This window comes from Spirosoma daeguense (genome assembly GCF_054776875.1).
Map to the genome: position 1 here is coordinate 124,097 of NZ_BAAHBF010000005.1, position 20,791 is coordinate 144,887.

The 20,791-nt window shown below is 45.6% G+C and carries 17 protein-coding genes; 6 read left to right on the top strand and 11 right to left on the bottom strand.

What is annotated here, in order from left to right; genetic code table 11:
- Positions 1-128 precede the first annotated feature (128 nt).
- Together ACYVD4_RS16945 and ACYVD4_RS16950 are read left to right on the top strand one after the other, a co-directional pair.
- Positions 129-1,112 carry a phytanoyl-CoA dioxygenase family protein gene (locus ACYVD4_RS16945; protein WP_460947787.1) on the top strand — a complete coding sequence of 328 codons (984 nt, stop codon included), beginning with the start codon at positions 129-131 and terminating at the stop codon, positions 1,110-1,112.
- A 386-nt stretch (positions 1,113-1,498) separates the two neighbouring features.
- Positions 1,499-2,692, top strand: coding sequence for a hypothetical protein (locus ACYVD4_RS16950; RefSeq protein WP_460947789.1), 1,194 nt, complete (start codon positions 1,499-1,501; stop codon positions 2,690-2,692).
- 5 nt (positions 2,693-2,697) lie between these two features.
- Here the strand turns inward: ACYVD4_RS16950 and trhO are convergent, their stop codons facing one another.
- Positions 2,698-3,669 carry an oxygen-dependent tRNA uridine(34) hydroxylase TrhO gene (trhO, locus tag ACYVD4_RS16955; protein WP_460947791.1) on the bottom strand — a complete coding sequence of 324 codons (972 nt, stop codon included), beginning with the start codon at positions 3,667-3,669 and terminating at the stop codon, positions 2,698-2,700.
- Between the two features lie 224 nt (positions 3,670-3,893).
- On the opposite strand from trhO, the gene ACYVD4_RS16960 reads away from it, so the two are divergent.
- Positions 3,894-4,532: a deoxynucleoside kinase gene (locus ACYVD4_RS16960; protein WP_460948607.1), complete on the top strand. Its 639-nt coding sequence runs from the start codon at positions 3,894-3,896 to the stop codon at positions 4,530-4,532.
- A gap of 142 nt (positions 4,533-4,674) precedes the next feature.
- A complete protein-coding gene (locus tag ACYVD4_RS16965) occupies positions 4,675-5,958 on the top strand; it encodes a sensor histidine kinase (protein WP_460947793.1) in 1,284 nt (427 codons plus the stop codon).
- Between the two features lie 82 nt (positions 5,959-6,040).
- On the opposite strand, the gene ACYVD4_RS16970 is transcribed toward ACYVD4_RS16965, so the two are convergent.
- The 6 genes from ACYVD4_RS16970 to ACYVD4_RS16995 all read right to left on the bottom strand — a co-directional run bounded on the left by ACYVD4_RS16970 (position 6,041) and on the right by ACYVD4_RS16995 (position 12,683).
- Positions 6,041-7,288 (bottom strand): exo-beta-N-acetylmuramidase NamZ family protein, encoded by a 1,248-nt coding sequence (locus tag ACYVD4_RS16970; protein ID WP_460947795.1) that lies wholly within the window; start codon positions 7,286-7,288, stop codon positions 6,041-6,043.
- Complete coding sequence (locus tag ACYVD4_RS16975; RefSeq protein ID WP_460947797.1) at positions 7,270-7,842, bottom strand: biliverdin-producing heme oxygenase; 573 nt, start codon at positions 7,840-7,842, stop codon at positions 7,270-7,272. The genes ACYVD4_RS16970 and ACYVD4_RS16975 overlap by 19 nt, the downstream gene beginning before the upstream one ends.
- Positions 7,839-8,264 carry a response regulator gene (locus ACYVD4_RS16980; protein WP_460947799.1) on the bottom strand — a complete coding sequence of 142 codons (426 nt, stop codon included), beginning with the start codon at positions 8,262-8,264 and terminating at the stop codon, positions 7,839-7,841. The genes ACYVD4_RS16975 and ACYVD4_RS16980 overlap by 4 nt, the downstream gene beginning before the upstream one ends.
- Before the next feature lie 127 nt (positions 8,265-8,391).
- Positions 8,392-10,635, bottom strand: coding sequence for an ATP-binding protein (locus ACYVD4_RS16985; protein ID WP_460947801.1), 2,244 nt, complete (start codon positions 10,633-10,635; stop codon positions 8,392-8,394).
- Between the two features lie 192 nt (positions 10,636-10,827).
- A complete protein-coding gene (locus ACYVD4_RS16990; protein WP_460947803.1) occupies positions 10,828-11,364 on the bottom strand; it encodes a T9SS type A sorting domain-containing protein in 537 nt (178 codons plus the stop codon).
- Between the two features lie 29 nt (positions 11,365-11,393).
- The gene (locus tag ACYVD4_RS16995; RefSeq protein WP_460947805.1) at positions 11,394-12,683 is read right to left on the bottom strand and encodes a hypothetical protein; all 1,290 of its coding nucleotides are present in this window, start codon (positions 12,681-12,683) and stop codon (positions 11,394-11,396) included.
- 286 nt (positions 12,684-12,969) lie between these two features.
- Here ACYVD4_RS16995 and ACYVD4_RS17000 point away from each other — a divergent pair, with 286 nt between their 5' ends.
- On the top strand, positions 12,970-14,472 hold the full coding sequence (locus ACYVD4_RS17000; protein WP_460947807.1) for a helix-turn-helix domain-containing protein: 1,503 nt from the start codon (positions 12,970-12,972) through the stop codon (positions 14,470-14,472).
- Positions 14,473-14,532: 60 nt separating this feature from the next.
- Positions 14,533-15,519, top strand: coding sequence for a glycoside hydrolase family 43 protein (locus ACYVD4_RS17005; protein WP_460947809.1), 987 nt, complete (start codon positions 14,533-14,535; stop codon positions 15,517-15,519).
- 47 nt (positions 15,520-15,566) lie between these two features.
- Here the strand turns inward: ACYVD4_RS17005 and ACYVD4_RS17010 are convergent, their stop codons facing one another.
- From ACYVD4_RS17010 to nirB, 4 genes are all read right to left on the bottom strand, one after another.
- Positions 15,567-16,235 (bottom strand): response regulator transcription factor, encoded by a 669-nt coding sequence (locus ACYVD4_RS17010; protein WP_460947811.1) that lies wholly within the window; start codon positions 16,233-16,235, stop codon positions 15,567-15,569.
- A 2-nt stretch (positions 16,236-16,237) separates the two neighbouring features.
- The gene (locus tag ACYVD4_RS17015; RefSeq protein WP_460947813.1) at positions 16,238-17,716 is read right to left on the bottom strand and encodes an ATP-binding protein; all 1,479 of its coding nucleotides are present in this window, start codon (positions 17,714-17,716) and stop codon (positions 16,238-16,240) included.
- A gap of 62 nt (positions 17,717-17,778) precedes the next feature.
- Complete coding sequence (nirD, locus tag ACYVD4_RS17020; RefSeq protein ID WP_460947815.1) at positions 17,779-18,132, bottom strand: nitrite reductase small subunit NirD; 354 nt, start codon at positions 18,130-18,132, stop codon at positions 17,779-17,781.
- A 105-nt stretch (positions 18,133-18,237) separates the two neighbouring features.
- On the bottom strand, positions 18,238-20,775 hold the full coding sequence (gene nirB, locus ACYVD4_RS17025; protein ID WP_460947817.1) for a nitrite reductase large subunit NirB: 2,538 nt from the start codon (positions 20,773-20,775) through the stop codon (positions 18,238-18,240).
- Positions 20,776-20,791 lie beyond the last annotated feature (16 nt).

The window sequence follows — 20,791 nt, forward strand, 5'->3', positions numbered from 1 at the left end:
ATAAATATAGCTTTCACTACGTAGCATTACAACAATATAGTGCAAAAAATGAGCAGTATCGGTGTGGAAATGAGATGCTACATTACCCTAACTTTGTTTCAACAAAATAGCTGAAAAATCCTAAACATATGGAAACGATACAACCCACGATGGTTCCGACTATGGTGCCTGACAATGCGCACAAAGACATTCCGGGCAATCCGTCAACGGCAACTAGCAGTAAAATTTCCCTCAATGACCGCTCGAACGGGCAGCCGTTACGTGTGTTATCGGAAGCAGATTGGGCTTTCTGGAAACACAACGGCTATATCATCATAAAACAGGCTGTACCAAAAGAGCAGGCAGAACGGTTAGCGAACTTCCTATGGGAGTTTGAAGAAAAAGATCCGAAGGATGCTGCTACATGGTATGCACCACCAAGGGCCGAGATGCAGATGAAAGAACTGACCAACAGCGGCATGGTCGAATTATATAATCATCAGTATGAATGGGATAACCGGCAGCAGCAACGTATCTATGATGCTTTCGTCGACATTTGGGGTACCGAAAAACTATGGGTTACCATCGACCGGGCGAATCTGAATTTCCCGGTTCGACCGGGGCATGAGTTCAAAGGGTTTATTCATTGGGATTACGACCCGGAAACTCGTCCGCAGAATGTGCAGGGCGTATTGGCTCTGGCCGACCAGACCGACGAAAATATGGGTGGTTTTCAGTGCATTCCGGAATTATACCGGACATACGACACCTGGAAACTGACCCAACCCGCCGACCGAAATCGCTTCAAACCTGATACAACCGGATTTGATTTCGTGAAAGTGAAAATGGAAGCGGGCGATCTGCTGATTTTTAACAGTACACAACCACACGGTATTCGCCCAAACCTATCTACCGATAAGGTACGTATTGCCCAATATATTTCGATGATGCCCGCTCAGGAAGAAAACGAAGCACTACGTCAATGGCGCATTACGTCCTGGCGCGACCGGCAGGCACCCGAAGGTTATGCCTTTCCCGGTGATCCGCGCAACTGGGAAAAAGAACGTCATCAAACCGCCGAACTCTCAGAACTGGGCCGTAAACTGCTGGGGCTCGATAGTTGGGAAAGCTAATTTCAATTGAGCATGTTGGGTTATCTTTGACCTCGTTAGGTCGTAAATTGATTTACTCAGCATGCTCTCTTTTCGCCAGACGTTATTTTCGGCCACCGACCAAACTCTCTGTCGGTTCCAGTACCACTATAAGTTTATACGTATTGCCGCCTGTTCTTTCGGCTTATCTTCAACGGAATACGCATCTTTAGATTAACATACTAAACCGCAATTCGCACAACATTCAGAATACACTTTTGGCACACAATATTGATGGACGTATTGTGTAGGTAATGACGCATGGATAACGTAAAAGGAAATTGGCTATAAAAAAGTAAGTATTACAACCCATTTAACTTACTTAGAGTCATAACTCTAGATAACGAAAAACCTAGCTATAGTTAACCATGAAAAACGTACTACTACTTTGCTTCCTGTTATGCGTTGGGGTTGGCTGTAAAGAGTCATCCCCCAGCCCCGATGGCTATGTAAAACCGTTATGGCTACGTGTCGAGCCTTTCCAAAATGGGGTTTCCTTGAAATGGGCTCCTGTATTTCACTTTGAAGAAGGAATGCATGGTGGGCCACTACCAGTGCCGCCAGAGCAGTATGAGGTTTACATTTCTGAAGATGTAGATAATGAGTTTAAGAAAATCGCAACACTCGACGGTACCATACAGACGTATTCAGTACAGAATCAACTAAATAGCAGAACTATTTATGTAAAGATAAAGGCCATTCATCGCCACCTTAATGGCAGCGAATCGAACGTAGCAACAACCAACATTGGTCAGTTGGGTATATCGGATATATTATTCCCCAACGATACGCTAAATACTACTTATGGGGCCTGGAGTGGGGCTGATTTGATTTATTCGACAACAGATGGCATGATTATCAGGCGCAAGGATGGCAGCATACGTAAATTAAAAAAAGGTGCCAGCAATCCCGTTCTCTCACCTGATGGCCGTTACGTTGCTTATGTCGGAACGGTAAACAATACAAGCTACATAGCACAACTCTTTATTGAATCTCTCGACACAGGTGAGATAATATTACTAGATACGCCGAATACTATTTTTTCGGTCGAATGGTCGCATGATGGTCACTCGCTGGCTTATGTTTCTGCTCGTAATATAATAACAATACGCTCCTTGATCGACGGCAAAACCACCTGGCTGAACACTCCGAAAAATATCGGCCCAAGCTATCAAATCGACTGGACTCCCGACGATCAATTTATTGTGTTTTCTCAGGAACGTATAGAAATGAATAATGAACCGACAAGTGTAGCATTTAATTTAATGAAAATGCCCATAAAAGGCGAAACAGCTCAACCTCTATTATCCTCACGATGGCAAGATGAACAACCTGCTTTTTCGCCCAATGGCCAACAGATAGCCTTTGTGAGTAATCGGGCAGGTTATAAAGCCATCTGGCTTATGGATATGCAAACGGGTAAACTTCGGCAGATTACGGGCCCTGACGAAGCTATTTATTATGAAAGCCGACTTGATTGGATGAGCGACACCCAACTAACCTACGCAGCTAATTTGCCTAAGTCTGCTGGTGTCTCTTTAAAGAAAGTCACCTTACCATAAATCGACTACAGGCTCACGTCTGTTTTCTGTCCCTGTCGGGTTTTAAAACCGAGTAGCGGAGTGTAATTCTGTGTTATTTTTCCGTAATAGCCTGAGCCATCGTATGCCCGGAGGTTCGGATCGTTTTTACAATCGTCGGTGCACGTGCCCTGATGATCGTGACCGCAGGTTTCGCACATGGTGACGTGATTGTTGCAGGTTGGACTAGAGCAGTTGATCATCCGACTGGTAGGCGTTCCACAACGAAAACAGGTTGAAACCACTGCCGGATTAACGTGATTGACAGGCACCGTTACGCGATTGTCGAATACGTAACACTCGCCATCGAAATCTTCGCCACCGGATTCCATCCCGTATTTGATGATGCCGCCGTGAAGCTGATACACATTTTCAAATCCCTGCGATAATAAATAAGCCGACGCTTTTTCGCATTTGATTCCACCGGTACAATACGTAACAATTTTCTTACCGGAACCTTTCAGGTGTTCGATTTCAGCAATATGATCGGGCAACTCGCGCAGGTTGTCCATATCGAACGTAATGGCTCCTTTGAATTTACCAACAGCGTGTTCGTAATTCGAGCGCATATCAACCAGCACTACGTCGTCATCGTTCTTGAGTTTTCGAAACTCCTCAGGTTCGAGGTGAATACCAGTTTCTATTAACGGATTGACGGGAAACTCAGAGTGAACAATTTCGGATTTTACCCGCACATGCAGTTTTTGAAACGTATGTCCGTCCGACTCATCTAGCTTAAATTCGATTCCGGCAAAACGTGGATCGTTACGTAGCGTTTCCATGTAAGCCTCACAATCGGCAGTCAATCCCGAAACGGTTCCGTTGAGTCCTTCAGGAGCCACGATGATACGTCCGAGCAGATTCAGATTCAGACACAACAGGTGATGCTCTTCCCGATAGGCCTCCGGGTTTTCGATGGGCGAATAGATATAGTATAAAAGAACACGGTACGGTTTCATAATATCAAGCGCAAAGCGGTAGTAGCCGGTGCCATACAATTGCTGCGGTTACTACGTCTTATTTATATTTACAAAATTAACTCAAAACAGTGATTAGTCGGCAGTCGTTAAAGAATAGTCGGCGGATATGCAGATAGAGAACAGGTAACGGCCCAAAAATGTCCATCTATTCTGGCCAAATCTCAATTTCGCATTTTCAGTTATCATTATTCGTTCACTACGTCATGCACATTGCCATAACGGGAAATATTGGAGCAGGGAAAACGACATTGGCCGAAATGCTGGCCGCTCATTATGGCTGGGAAGTTCTTTACGAAGCGGTTGAAGGAAATCCTTATCTCGCTGATTTTTACGAAGATATGCCCCGATGGTCGTTTAACCTTCAGATTTATTTCCTGAACAGCCGGTTCGCCCAGATGAAAAAAGTCATCGACAGTCGGCAAGCTGCCCAATCTATAGCTACCCAACCCCATACGATGGTGCAGGATCGGACGATCTATGAAGATGCGGCTATATTCGCCCGAAATCTTTATCAAAATGGCAACATGAGTGAACGGGATTATGGCACGTATCAGCAAGTGTTCGAGAATCTGACGAGTCTCGTACGTCCACCAGATTTGATGATTTATCTGCGGGCGAGCTTACCTAAACTACGTCAGCGAATCCAGAAACGGGGTCGATCTTATGAACAAAGCATTAGTGATACGTACTTAAGCGCGCTAAATCAGCTCTACGAAGAATTTGCGGAAAATTATGAATTGGGGCCACTACTGATTCTAAATGCCGACTCGATCGACTACGTATCAGATAGAGATGATTTCGACAAAATTGTGGCAATGATTAATACAAAACTAACCCATTAGTCAGCTAGATCAATAGATTTTATTCTTCAAAAAACGTGTTACTGAAACGTCATGTTCGTATTTTGCGAATGGAGAAGACCGAAAACCCTAACTTTCTCCAACGCACTTGTAAATAAATAGCTACGGTATCCTAAAGATCAACGTGAACGAAATTGATTCATCCATCAATCTGTCTGGTAGTTCGACTCAGGAGTCGGAACGTTTAAAACTTATTATTGAAGCCGCACAGGTGGGCACATGGGATTTTAATCCGATGACGGGTGAATTGATTTGGGACAATCGATGTAAAGCTTTGTTTGGTTTACCACCTGACGCAAAAATTGACTATGACGTATTTCTGAGTGGTTTACATCCTGATGATCGCGACATTACGGATCAGGTCGTACAGGAAGCACTCCGCCCCGGCAGTACTGGCCGGTATAATATCAACTATCGCACGATTGGCATTCAGGATGGGCAATTGCGCTGGATTCGAGCCAATGGTCGGGCCTTTTTCGATCAGACAGGAAAGGCCAATATTTTTATTGGTACTGTAATCGACGTAACCGAAAACTACTGGCAACAGCAGGAGTTAGAAAGACTCGTAGCTGAACGAACACAAGCCCTTCAGGAGGCAGTTCAGACCAGTAAACGGCAGGAAACCCTTGCGCAACAACAGTCGGAGGAACTATTACGTAGTAATACTGATCTTCGGCATAGTAACGAGAATCTGCGTCAGTTTGCGCAGATCGCCAGCCACGACCTTCAGGAACCGCTACGTAAAATTCAGACATTCAGCGATGTACTCCTGAACCAGTTTCTTGACAATCTGGCAGATGGCGAGCGCGATATGATACGTCGAATTCAAAAGTCGGCGCATCGTATGCAGATGCTGGTAAAAGATTTGCTTACTTATTCGCAGATAGCTACTAACCGTGATGCACCCGTGCCCGTTAATTTGTCGACTGTTGTAACGGATGTAATCGGTGATCTGGAAATTGCAATTTCTGAAAGGCAAGCCAAAATCGATGCAGCTAAACTCCCAACCTTGTTAGGCAGTTCATCCCGATATGGTCAGTTACTACAGAATCTGATTGCCAACGCGCTGAAATTTGCCAAACCAGACCAACCTCCTCTTATTGTCATCCGCGCCCAACTCAGTCAGCCAACACAACTGCCACCCACTCTTCAACATCGTCCTGACTCGTTCTGGCTCATTACTGTTTCCGACAATGGAATTGGTTTCGATGAAAAGTACAAAGACCGTATTTTCAATCCTTTCCAACGATTGCACGACACAAAATCCTACAGCGGTACCGGTATCGGACTCGCCATTTGCCAGCGAGTTGTTGAAAGTTACGGCGGGGCAATCGACGTAACCAGCCAACCCGGAATTGGGTCGGTTTTTAAAATTTACTTACCGACCTACGACGGCCTGACTACGTAGTTATTTTGCTACGTTCACTATAAAAAAACCTCCTCCAGTTTAACTGGAGGAGGTTTTCAAGACACGATATGTAAAAAAATCGCTACGGATAAAGCAGGTATTTTTTGCGCATCTTCTTATAATTCGACAAACCGGGCTCCCAGCTTTTGCGGATTTCGGCTTCGCTTACACCGTCGATAATTTGCTGTTTTAATAAACTGTTACCAGCTAATTTATTAAAATCATTAATCTCTTTACTTTGACTCGCATCAAAAAACCGGGCCTTATCCGGGTAAGCTTTGTAAAGCTCCATCAGCCAGTTCAGGTTCAGCTTTTCTGACTTACGAAGTTGATCGGTGTCGTACTTTCGCAAATCGAGCCCATAGCATTCGGTATCCTGATGCAACGGTGCTTCTTTCATTCCCTTTATGCTGATGGGTGTAAACGAGAATTCATAATTGCCTTTCAGTGCAGGTGCGCCTAAAACAGTAAATGGGAAATAGGTTCCCCTACCCTGGCTGATAATTGTTCCTTCGAACAGGCAAACACTTGGGTAAAGCACTATCGATTGGGCCGTATTCAGGTTAGGCGAAGGTGCAACCGGCAATATGTAAGGCGTATCGTGCGTGTAATGAGCCACCTTAACGATACGTAGTTTACATTTTTGTTTATTGGGCAGCCAGCCTTCTCCGTTGATCATCTGCGCAAATTCACCAATCGTCATGCCATGTGTTATAGGAATCCGAAACATACCGATCCCTGACCGCAAACGATCTTCCAGAATCGGCCCATCTACACAATAACCATTTGGATTGGGTCGGTCTAGAATCAGCAACTGTTTTTTGTTTTCGGCGCAGGCTTCCATCACATGGCTCAACGTATTGATATAGGTATAGAAGCGAGCCCCCACGTCCTGAATATCGTAAATCACTACGTCTACATCGGCCAGTTGTTGGGCCGAAGGTTTGCGGTTTTTACCATAGAGCGAGATGATCGGTATGCCCGTTTTAGGGTCTACACTGTCATCGACTTTAGTTCCATTGCTGGCATTTCCACGAAAGCCGTGTTCTGGCCCGAAAACCTTTACAATCTGAACACCAAGCTGAATCAGGCTATCGACGCTGGGCTTATCTCCAATAATTGACGTTGGATTGACAACCATTGCTACCCGTTTGCCTTTCAGAAAGGATACGTACTGATCCGTACGATCGGCCCCGGTTACTAATGAAGCAGGTGCTCGATGCATATTTTCTTCGACCGAGCCAATGCTGGGAGTCAGCGGAGATGCAATTCGAATCGTCAGCGAAATAAACGCAACCAGAGAAAAAAAGCTTACTGCTCGGAAGTCCATTGGAATAAATGTTGATACGTACGAAATGCCTGCCGAGCCCCTTCAACAATCTGATCGGCCTGATCCCCCTCCCGATTTGTCAGAAAAACGCCAAAATCACGCCATTTCAGACCGGTTTCGGCTCCATATCCTTGATAAAAACGGGCATCGGATAAAAGCGGCCTCAAATCTGGACTTTGTTGAAGGTAGTGCCAAACTGTTTTTCCGCCAAGCATAGAACCTTCTCCTACATACGTAGCACCCAGCAACGCTTCAGGTGTCCAATCGGCAAAAACGGAATCAGCCAGTATCTGGTTTTCGGTGAAAATGCTCAAATCGGCTACTAACCAGGGAGTTTTTCGGCGCGTATCTGGCGCATAATCCTGAAAGAAATCAGGGTATAGGTCTATCTCTTCTTCCAGAGCCTTATGAAAGGCTAGATGGGTACGTAATAAGTGTTGGTAATTTTCAGCCGATAACGTACCATTCCTCAATGAATCCGAATACAGTAGTTGTTCGGTTTCTTCGTGAAGCGGGCGTGTTTCAATTTTAAGTCGTTCCAGCAAAGAGGTCATGAATGGGAATGCAAAGTGTTGTTTTCGAGCCAGAACTGGCAAAGCCGTTGGAGTAATAGCCGTGTTGCCTGATAGTTGCCCGGTTTTACTATATACGCGTTGATTCCTGCAGCATAAGCCTCCCGAATGTCATTAGGACTATCGGAGGTGCTGAACGTTACAATCGGAAGCCAGCGCGTATGATCAACAGCGCGTAAATTTCGGATTACATCAAAGCCACTAAGCCCAACCAGATTCAAATCGAGCAATAAAAGTTTAGGCAACGTGTTCTTTTTTTGCCGGCCTTTCCCCGTCAGATAATCAATAGCTTCGGAACCACTTCCTAAAATAGTATATGAAATAGGCTTCTCTAACTTGCTTATTAATCGGGTGAAGATATCGGCATCATCCGGATTATCTTCAACATAGACTATATCAACCATGGGATAGAAAAATCGCTAAATGTTCGTTGTTACTGTTCGTTCGGATAACGAATTAACAAGTATTTATTTTATGTTCAGAGCTACGGTTAGGCCTGAAATTCAAAGATTTTGCTACTAAACTCTATGTTTACACTTCAATAGGAACAATTGGGAATGAAACAAAAAAAGTAGCTCCCCTGTTTGGTTCGCTTTGGTACCACACCCTCCCTTGGTGTCGATTCACGATACGTTTAACAATGGCCAGTCCAACACCACTTCCTTTAAAGGAACGGGCATTTTCCAGTCGTTTAAACAAATCGAACATACGGGCAGCCTCTTTCATATCAAACCCAATGCCATTATCGCTTATGGAATAAATAACCTCCTGTTCGTTACGTTCGCCTTTAACCTTAATCTGCGCATCTTTCGTGTTACGGGTGTATTTAGCCGCGTTCGATAATAAGTTGGTAAACAGTTGAAGTGCCATAGTTGGGTCGGCGTCAATGGCAGGCGTATCGCTAAATTCAATATGTAGTGAACGATCTTTTTCGGCAACCATAATCTCTTCCCGAATCTCTCCGAGAAGTTTTTGCATATCCACATGTTCGGCATTGATATCGGTACGGCCCATGCGCGAATAGAACAGGATGTGCCGGATAAGTGCCCGCATCCGGTCGGTCGAGTCTATTATTTTCTGAAATAACAGCTTCGCATCGGGATTAAATTCTTCCCCATATTCTTCCAGCAGAATCTCGGAATAACAGCGAATCGACGAAAGAGGTGTCCGCAAATCATGTGATACGGTATAGCTGAACGCATCCAGTTCCTCATAGGCAGCCTGAAGCTTCTGGTTCAGCAACCGAACTTCGTTTGCCTGCCGCGTTACGATCTGCAAGATATCTTCGCGTAATTTTACAGCAGCCGCTACGTCGGTTTCACTCCACGGATCAGACGTATGACGTACCAATTGAGTCCAGGCGCTAAAGCTTTTACGAGGGCTTAGCCGAATCTGGTCATCATCGGTGATGGTCATAGGCTTTTCTGGATTGCCCGCCCAAGTAACCTGCTGAATTTGTTCGGGTTTAAACCAGAATAGGTATTCGTTCAGTTCTTTCGACAACACAATGGCCAGCATACCCGCCCCAGTCGAGCTAAAGGATTCGGCAGGCGCATACAGCTTCGACAGTTGCGAAGTTTCCAGAAAGGTTTCAGTATCTGTCGTTTTGAGCCAGTCGGCCAGTTGAACGATTTCTGCATCGCTTGGTACATTGCCTAAACGATATTGGTGGTTGTTAAATACCAATACGGCTCCTGCTCCCGATGTAATATCTAATGCCGTTACGTTATGCCGGGTAAGCGCCCGCACTACGTCCTCATCGGCCAGTAATTGTTCATGAAGCATTTGCCCTTTTTGCAGGCTTTGCTGGCGAATAGTCTGATCTTCGGTATCGCGTCGAAATTCAAGCGCAGCAGAAAGCAACTGGCTAACGAATTTCGCATTTTGACGGGCCGAATAATCGACAAAACGGGGCGAATTGTGGTGGCACGACATGAGCCCCCACAATTCGCCACGATATAGCAGTGATATACTCATGGACGCCTGAACGCCCATATTTTTCAAATACTCAATATGAACAGGCGATACTGCCCGTAGCGTAGAATGCGTGAGATCGAGCGGCTGATCATCGGGCCAGATAGGACTCGATAAGATTGGTGACGGCGTACTGTTGACATCGGCAATCAGACGAATCATGTTTTTCTTATAGAGTTCGCGTGCCTGTCGAGGAATATCAGATGCGGGATAATGTAAGCCAAGAAAAGGCTCTAGTTCTGGCTCTTTCTCTTCGGCAACGACCTGTCCATGCCAGTCTGAGCTAAATCGGTACACCATCACCCGGTCGAAGCCAATTATGTCTTTTACGCGCCGGGCGGTGTTCTGAAGTAAATCCATCAATTGCCGACTCGACTGAACTTCTGTCAGGGCCTCGGTAATTAGCCGCTGATTCATAGCTTCATGAGATAGCGAATCAACAGGTTCCCATTCTAACAAAATAAACCCATTGTATTCGTGCCCAACCAGATTCCAGGGTTTGCCATTTATTTGCAATCGATACGGATTAATGGTAGCCCATGAATTGTTACGGTGCCCTACATTTAACAACTCAATAAGCGTAGCTTTCGGCAGATCTGTTTTGCTAAGTAACGTATCAAGTGGTTTTCCAAGAATGCCCTGTACGGGTTGACCAATCAATTCAGCCATGTTTGCACTGGCATGAATTATGGTATACGTATCGGGCGAAATGGCAATCAGGTATCCATGTGACTGAATATGTCCCAGAATATGAATGGGTTCCTGATCGCAATTTGTTATATCAACGCTGAGTTCGGGCATCAAAAAGAGGTTAATGGGCTAGTGTTGTACCTATTGTATAAACGCAATATAGTTCTTTTAGTAGACTATACCAGACCGTAAAAAAATAGGAAGCATATTATTAAAATAGCCAAAGACCACGTCAAAACCCCCTCTACAGGTAAGTTATGGCGTGGTCTTTGGCTATTTTATACTTGTAAATGTAGATCCAGATTAAGGCTGTTTAATCAGACGAATTGTTTTTTGCTCTCCACCTGTCTGTAACTGATAGATATAGGTACCGGCTGGCAGATTGTCGCCCGATAGATTTACTTCATGACGGCCGCTTTCTTCCCACTTAGACTCTGAAGGCAAACTCACTACCTGACCCTGTAAATTCGTCAGTGTAGCTTTCACCTGCGTAGCACGGGGTAATACGTACTCAACGCGAGTTTGCTGACGGAATGGGTTTGGATAGGCGATAACGGTCAGTTGATTAGCAGCTTCATCACCCAATACCGGACGGCTTTCGATGGTTGCTGAAAAAACAGAGCCAGCATTAGCTACAAAACCAGGTTGCAGGGTAACTGAGTTACCAGCCGTATAAATAGCAGAAGCTCGAGACGCAATTTGGTTACGTGCTGTCAGAGCAGTAACAGCATGTTGAGTCTGTTGTTCATTAGCTTCTACATTTTTGGTAAGCACGGTAGGTGCCTGCCCAAATGCAGATGCAGATGCCAACAAAGCAATGGCGAGAGATAGTTGTTTCATCGGTTTATAGGCAATTAGTTCTGAATGAATTATCGGGAACGTGTAACTGAGTGCAATATATGTTTAATTTTCTTATTTTCTTTCTGAAGTGAGTAAACGGTATTTTTAAGCTGCTGGTTATCTTTTTTGAGTTCAATCATATATAATGTTAGCTCTTCAACTTTTTCCAGCAACTTGGCATTCATGGTCAATACGTCCATACCTTGTTCAACCATTTGTTCGGCACTCGGTACGTTGGGCAGATGCTGGTGTTTATGGATGTACTGTTCTACTTCACCCAAAGATTTTAACGAATATCCGGGTGCAAACACTTTATCGCTCCACTGATCGGTATTCTTAACGGCTACTTTTACTTTTTCGGTCAGGATTCCATCTTCCACAAATAACTTATACCCGGCCGGAGTCCGATTTACGTTATTTCCAATAATCACGGCTTCACCTTCCGTGTTTTGTAGGAACGTACCGTTTTTCTGCCAGAATCCATCAGCAACGCCTTCACGAGTAGATGTATTCAAACTGCCCAGAATCACATCCCCCTGTGCATTCACGGTCAGAAATTTATACTGACTCGTTACGCTGGCCGGAGAGGAACTGGTTAAATTGGTAAACCGTAAACCCGACTGGTTAGCCGCCCCTTTGGTGATCTCCAGCTTGTTGGCAGGAGCCGTATTGCCGATACCCACATTCACCTGAGTATTACCCAGTATCATGGAGTTGGAGGCTGTTACGGCAGCATTAAAACCGATAGCCGTCGAATTAGTCAGGTTACCGCTGCCCACCGGATTGGTAGCGGCTACCCCAATAAAGGTATTTCGGGAACCTGTCGTATTATTGATGCCTGCATACCGGCCGATGGCGGTGTTTTCAAGTCCAGATAAATTATTATAAAACGACCCATCTCCAATAGCTGTATTTCCTGTGCCATTAGTATTACCGTTTCCTGAACCGTTCCCAATAAACAGGTTGTAGGAACCATTGCTGTTGGCACCAGCCTGCTGGCCCAGAAATAGATTACCTATACCGGATGTATTAGCAGCACCGGCCTGAGCGCCCACAAAAACGTTTGCTACACCGGTGGTATTTACCTGCCCTGCTGTGCTACCCAGGAATACATTTCCAATACCAGTAGTGTTATTTCGGCCCGAATTAAATCCTACAAAGACATTATTAATACCTGTGGTGTTTTGCGATCCAGCACCATTTCCCAAAAACGAATTTTGATTGAGAAAGAGAATAGAGTTTTGAGCCCAACCACTCGTCGTGTGTAACGTTATCAGACCCAGAATTGGCAATATCAAATGTAAACGTCTTACTTTCATGAAATCTATGCGCTGAATTTCACCTCCAGATTCAAAGGAGAGTTTTTCGTTAAAGATAACAGACGCTGCCCGAAAGAACATATGCATAACCCTCCATCCTCAAAAAAGTTATTCGAAATATAATCTTCGTTCTGGCTTTAGTAAATCGGGCAATTTCGGATAAATCACAACGTAATGATGCTATTCAATTCATCACAGTTTCGTACTTTTACCCAAATACGGCCAGCTTTCGGGCGTTTATTCGACAAGCTAACCTTTACTCATTGACTACTTACATTCGTATTACTTGAACCTCCCCGCTGATCATATTCGCTTATTGTTCGGGCTAAAACTTCGGCAACTTCGGCTCGATAAAGGCTTGTCTGTCAGTGAGCTGGCACAAAAGGCCGGTTTATCCATTTCATACGTAACAGAAATCGAAAAAGGCCGAAAATACCCCAAGGCCGACAAAATTTCGTCACTGGCCGATGCCATGCAGGTCGATTATGACTCGTTGGTGTCGCTCAAGTTGAGCAAAAAGCTGGAGCCTATATCCGATCTGCTACGTTCGAAATTCCTGACCGAAATTCCGCTTGAACTTTTTGGAATCGACCCTTCCGACCTGCTTGAGTTATTGGCCGAAGCTCCTGCCAAGGTGAGTGCCATGATTCGGACGTTCATGGATATTGCCCTGAGTTACAACATGAGTGTAGAACGGTTGTATCTGACTATGCTACGTTCGTATCAGGAAATGCACGATAATCATTTTCCTGAAATTGAAGCTGATGCGGCTCGTTTTCTGACAGAGTTTGCGCCGGGCTCCGATACGTTTGTGGATGAAGTGTTACTCACAAACTTGCTCAAGACGCGTTATGATATTCGAATCGAGCAATTTGACCCACTTACGCAACCTGAACTGATATCGTTACGTTCTATTTTTCGGCCAGAGCACCTTACATTACACCTCAATGCTGGCCTTTCTACCGAGCAGCGATTATTTATTCTGGCACGTGAAGCTGGTTTTCAAATACTGAATCTAAAAAATCGTCCGTATACCTATTCGTGGGTAGAAGCCGATTCGTTCGAGCAAATTCTCAATAACTATAAAGCTTCGTATTTTGCTGGCGCCATTCTTATTCGTAGAGAATCGCTGGTCGAAAAATTACGGGATTTATTTGCCCGCGATACGTGGAGTAACGATGCTTTTTTAGCGTTGATTACTCATTTTAGAGCAACTCCCGAACGGTTTTTCTATCGATTGAGCAATATTCTACCGGTCGATTTTGGCATCGATCAGTTATTCTTTTATCGCTTTAATCATACACCCGGTCAAACAACGTTTCAGCTCACAAAAGAAATGCATCTGTCTCGGCAACAGGGGCCACGTAGCATTATGGATGAGCACTTCTGTCGACGCTGGATTGCCTGGACAATTTTGCAGGAACTTCAGTTTTTGCAGCAAAACAAAGGGGTCGACGGTACGTTGTGTCGGGCACAGTTATCTGAATATGCTGATTCTGGACTTCAATACCTGATCATTTCGGTTGCCCATCCATTTCAGCCTCAATTTCAACAGAATATGAGTGTGTCGATGTGTTTCGCCGTAAACGATACGCTTAGAAAGAAGATGAAATTTATGGCAGAACCGCACACCAGTAAAAATCTGCCAGAAATTCCCTTCCGAATTGTGAATCAGACCTGCGAACGTTGCGGGATTTTCGATTGCCGGGAGCGCGTTGCGGCTCCTACTGTTCTTCAGACTAAACGGCGGTTTGAAGCGACAAAAAAAGCGATGGAAAAGCTGAAATAATCAACTACACTTTCATAAAATATTCCTTTGCCTTTAATTAATTGAAACTATTCTGTTACTATGTCCCGGATTTTAGTATCGCTCGTTTTTTGCACTCTTTTATTTCCCATATCCCAAAGCTGGGCGCAACAAAAGAAAACGTCAGGCAATCCCGTTTTTCCGGGGTGGTACGCAGATCCTGAAGGCGTTATTTTCGATAAAAAGTACTGGATTTACCCAACCTATTCTGACAAATACAATCAGCAGGTATTTTTCGATGCTTTTTCATCCCCTGACCTGGTGAACTGGACCAAGCACAGCCGAATTCTCGATTCAACGGCCGTGAAATGGGCAAAACGGGCCATGTGGGCACCTGCCATTATTGAAAAAGGAGGCAAGTATTACTTTTTCTTTGGCGCCAACGATATCCACGATCATAAAAAAGAAGTAGGTGGTATTGGCGTTGCCGTTGCCAACAATCCGGCCGGCCCTTTCCGCGATTATTTAGGCAAACCTCTGGTTGGTCAGATTATCAATGGCGCACAACCAATCGACCAGTTTGTTTTTAAGGATAAAGACAACCAATATTATTTGATTTATGGCGGTTGGGGTCATTGTAACATTGTGCGTTTAAAGGACGATTTTACAGGATTTTTACCGTTTCCAGATGGCACTACGTTCCGCGAAATCACGCCTAAAAATTACGTAGAGGGGCCAATCATGTTTATACGTAACGGTACGTATTACTTCATGTGGTCGGAAGGTGGCTGGACTGGTCCGAATTATTCTGTGGCGTATGCTACGTCTAAATCTCCCTTCGGCCCGTTCGAACGGGTTGGTAAAATTCTGGAGCAAGATCCCAAAGTTGCCAGAGGAGCTGGTCACCACTCGGTGATTCAGATTCCGGGTACTGATGAATGGTACATTATTTACCACCGCCGACCACTTACCGAAACCGACGGCAATCACCGCGAAACCTGCATCGACAGAATGTATTTTGACGAGAAGGGTGCTATTATGCCCGTAAAAATTACTGTTGAAGGCGTATCAGCCCGTCCACTACGATAGCATAAGAATACTACGTAGCAGGCGGTTAATAGTTTGCTACGTAGTACTTATTGAGGCCTCTGATCGAGAGCTTTGCGGATCAGGTCGGCAGTGTTTTTTACCCCAGCTTTTCGGATAATACTCGCTCGTTGGTTAGCCACCGTATTCGGGCTGATGCTGAACTTTTCGGCGATCTCCAGACTACTCATTCCGTCGATCAGGCAGGTCAAAATCTGTGCTTCCCGCGAGGTAATTTTACCCCAGATCGAAGGAGTTTTGGGGCTTGTGGGTGTAGTTTCTTTTTTTGACGTATTGGGTATCAGTAAATGTCTGATAATGACCGACGATGCATTGGGGGGATAATATAAATCGCCATTGACAACGGTACGTACTGCCTCCAGAATTTCTTCCTGCCCTGTGTCTTTCAACAGATATCCTGCGGCCCCATTTTGCACCGAATTCAGAATATAGTCTGGGTTATTGTGCATACTGAACATCAGTGTTCTAACATTAGGATACTGCTTCGAAACAACCTTCAGCGCTTCGATACCCGACATACGTGGCATTGTAATATCCAGTAGCAACACATCGGGTTGAATATCCGAAAGTAACGCAATTGCTTCATCGCCGTCGGCCGCTTCGCCAACAATCTGCATATCGGCTTCATCTTCCAAAAGCATCCGAATTCCTTTCCGCACAACAGAGTGGTCATCGGCAACAAGAATACGTATCGACATAGCTAACTATCTGATAAATTAATACTAACCTTAACCGTTGTTCCTTTTTTTAGCCGTGAAGATATCGTCAGATTACCCTGAAGCAAGCGCGCCCTAGTTTGCATATTGTCAAGACCATTTACAATCAGCGAATCATTTTCTTTCTTGGGCAATGACCGTATCGAAAATCCTTTCCCGTCGTCTTCAACGGCCAGCCCCAATTTCCGGCTATCCTGACGTAACGTAATACGTATCAATTGAGCATCGGCATATTTAATCGCATTGTGTAGTGCTTCCTGCGCAATACGATACAATCCGATTTCTATTGCTGGGCTCAGGCGTTTCCCTTCCCGATTTCCATCAAAAATAACGTTAACGCCCGACGAACGAGCGGTTTGTTCGGCCAGTAAATGCAAGGTAGCACCCAAACCGAAATCACTCAGGGTCGACGGCATCAGATTGTATGAGATTTGCCGGGTTGTCTGAATAGTATCGGCAATCAAATCACAGAGTTCGGCAAATCGCTGACGCTGTTTCTCTTCCAGCGTTACCGTCGATTTTAGTTTCTCAGCGTGTAGTTTCAGGCCGGTAAGCATTTGACCGATACCGTCGTGAAGTTCCCGCGCAAACCGCCGTCGTTCTTCCTCCTGCCCTTCGAGCAAAGCCGCTGAACGTATCGTGGTTTCTGAAAGTTGTAATCGGTATTTTTCCTCGGTTGCCTGAAGCAGTTCGGCTTGCGTAGCCACCAGTTTTTGGTTTGCTGCCGCCAGATTCTGATTCGTAGTTTCCAGTTCGCGATTTGCTGTTTCTTTCCGATTATTTGCCAGTTGCAAAGCTTTCTCCGAATGGTCGAGCCGTCGGATTACGTGTTGGGTATAATTGACTACCGGCCTGAAAATCAATAGTCCCTCAATCAATAACGTCAGCAACGTAGCGACTGCCAGTATCCATTCGATACGTTCCAGCGTTTTTACTCGCTCAAAACTTTCGGTATCGAACTGAAATACGATATCATTCATCTGCTGCACAAACGACAGTTCGTCCCTTAAAATCGTCTGAAGCGCAGTTTGCTTTTCTGATGCTACGTTTCTTCCGTTATTTAAACTGCTAAAACTTTGATAGAGCGACTGAAAGTAGGGTTCAATTCGAGTAAACATGCTGTCCAACGTAGCGCTTTTACGTACTGTATAGACTTTCTCCATCCGAAACACACCGTTACGTAGCTGAATGTGAGTTTGGCTCCAGGTATGTAATAATGAATCGAACGAAACTGTATCAGCCGCCGAAAATCCTGTAGAACGTAGCAGAGCAAGCTTTGTCAGTCGCTGACTTAACATACGCTGTCGCCCTGCTACGTTAACTATCCGGCTGTCGTCGTAATGCGTACTGATGGTACGTCGGATAAACAGAAGCCCACTAACCGACAAGACCGCAATAACGGTCAGTGCCAGTATATAAAAACGGGTCAGTCGACGGGCTACCTGCTGATCGAGTTGATTCACGTGCTACTACGTTATGTGTGTTGGAAGTTCTTGTAAAAACTTACCAGAATGACAACTAAAAGCTAGACACCTACATACACAATTCCCTGCTCTACCCGAATTGGGAACGTATTGATCTGATAGCCATCATCGTTCAGACATTGGCCGGTTTTGAGCGAAAAGGTGCGTTTATGAAATGGACAGGCCACTTTTGGTTCTTCACCCTGGCTTCCAATCATACCCCGACCTAGTGCCATCTGCTTCCGATGCGGACATTCGTTGTCGGTAGCGTACCATTCACCCCGGCGGGTAAAGTTGTAAATCGCGATTTGTCGCCCATCGATAAGGGCACAGGCACCGCCATCTTCAGGAATATCATCAATCCGGCAAGCTGCGTGCCAGGTAAGTTTATGGGTATTTATAGTGAGTGCTTCCATTGGTTTTTTGCAGTTGTAGAGTTATATAGTTGTAGGGTTATACAGTTGTAGAGTTGTAAGGGCAGGCGTATGTCATAAAATTCGTAACCCTACAACTTTACAACCTTACCAAGCCCATTCTTTTGCCTGAATCTGATCGCGCAGGGATTCGAATTGCACAGAAGGATCTTTCACTTCGGGCGCATTCACGAAGTGCGTGAAACGTTTGCGGAGTTCGGGGTTTTCGACAACCTCTTTCCATTCGCAGGCATACGTATCGACAATGAGTTGCATCTCACGCTCTAATTCTTCCGCGATTTCCAATACGTCGTCAACGACAACGGCTTTTAGATACGTTATGCCGCCCTCCATTTTATTCAGCCACGTAGCCGTACGGGCCAGTGGATCAGCCGTTTTTATGTAGAACATCAGGAAGCGGTCGAGGTATTTGATGCAGGTTTCCTTGTCAACATCCGACACTAGCAGTTGGGCGTGTTGCGGTTTTGTTCCACCATTGCCGCAGACGTATACGTTCCAGCCTTTTTCGGTAGCGATGATTCCAAAATCCTTACTCTGCGCTTCGGCACACTCACGCGTACAGCCCGAAACTCCCGACTTCAATTTATGCGGAGAACGTAATCCTTTATAACGGTTCTCCAGTTCGATGGCGAACGTAACCGAATCCTGAACGCCAAACCGGCACCAGGTTGTGCCGACACAGCTTTTCACGGTACGTAGCGACTTGCCATATGCATGGCCACTTTCAAAACCAACGGCAATGAGTTCCTCCCAGATTTTGGGTAAATCGCCTACGTGTGCGCCAAACAAATCGATACGTTGACCGCCGGTAATTTTAGTGTAAAGACCATATTTCTGAGCAACCTGCCCCAGCACAATCAACCGTTCGGGCGTGATTTCGCCACCAGCAATACGTGGCACTACCGAATACGTACCACCCCGTTGGATGTTGGCCAGAAACCGGTCGTTCGAATCCTGGATTGGTGCACGATCTTTAGTTAAAATGTTTTCGTTCCAGAGTCCGGCCAGAATCGACGCCACCGCAGGTTTACAAACTTCACAGCCATCGCCATGCCCGAACGTATTCAGTACGTCGGTATAGGTTTTTTGCCCGTTCATTTTCACCATGTCCAGCAATTCCTGACGGGTGTAATCGAAATGTTCGCACAGGATGTTACGTACATACACGCCTTTCTGCTTCATTACGCCCTGAATCAGGTCTTTCACCATAGGCGTACAACCACCACAACCCGTACAGGCTTTCGTCGCTTTTTTAAGCGAATCGACACTGTTATGCCCGTTCTCACCAATTTCGTGGCAGAGCATGGCCTTGGTAATAGCTTCGCACGAACAAATCAGCGCATCGTCGGGTAAACTCATCACGCCCGCGCCAGCTTCTTCTCCCCCACGCGAACCTAGGATAACATCCTCAGGGTCAGGCGGTAAAATGGTTTTATTCTTGCAGGTTTGCAGCAACATATTATACTGATCAGCATCGCCCACAAGAATGCCGCCCAGCAATTGCTTACCATCGGCCGATACGTTGATACGTTTGTAAACGCCCTTCGCTTTGTTCTCGTAAACGATGGTTCTACAGTTGGGCTCGCTGGCAAATGGATCGCCAAAACTACCCACATCTGTACCAATTAGCTTTAGCTTGGTCGACATGTCGAACGGCTTAAACTCCTTCGTTTCGCCTACTAGTTGCGACGCCACTACGTCGGCCATTTCATAACCGGGGGCAACAAGTCCATAAATCATGTGGTGTGCTACGGCGCATTCACCAATGGCAAAAATCGATGGGTCGGATGTCTGAAGCGAATTGTCGACAAGGATTCCTCCACGTGGATGCGTATCGAGCCCGGCGGATTTGGCTAGTTCGTCGCGTGGGCGAATACCTGCCGAAATAACCAGCATATCGACCTCCAGATGTGAGCCATCGGCAAACTGCATTCCCGTAATACAATCGTCGCCAGTTATTTCCTGCGTACTTTTCGAGAGATGAATAGTGAGCCCAAGCGATTCAAGTTTCTGTTGCAGAATGCCCGAACCCGCATCGTCAATCTGCCGGGGCATCAGACGAGGGGCAAATTCTACTACGTGCGCTTCATCGAGTCCTAAATCCAGCAGTGCTTTTGCAGCTTCCAATCCTAGCAGACCACCACCCAAAACGGCTCCTTTAGTGGCCAATCCAGGCCGGGCCCTGCGCGCGTACGATTGAATGAGCTCTAGATCTTCGATGGTTCGGTAGACGAAAACACCGTCTTTTTCGACCCCGGCCAATGGTGGCACAAACGCGCCTGAACCCGTTGCCAGAATCAGATAATCGTAAGGAACTACGACACCGTGGTGCGAACGAACTTCCTTCCGCTCTCGATTAATATCGACAACCGGATCGGTTAGGTACAACGTAATACCCTGTTCGGCATACCATTCTGCGGGTGCCAGGGTCAAATCCTCGGCTGTTTTACCCGCAAAATAGGCGCTCAGATGCACGCGATCGTAAGCCACACGTGGTTCTTCCCCAAAAACCGTTAGTGTAAATCGATCCCTATTTTTTTCTTTGGCTACCAGTTTTTCGCAGAATTTGTAGCCGACCATGCCATTGCCTATCACAACGACACGCTTGTTTGTGTGTGTAATCATAGTTAATAGTAACTAT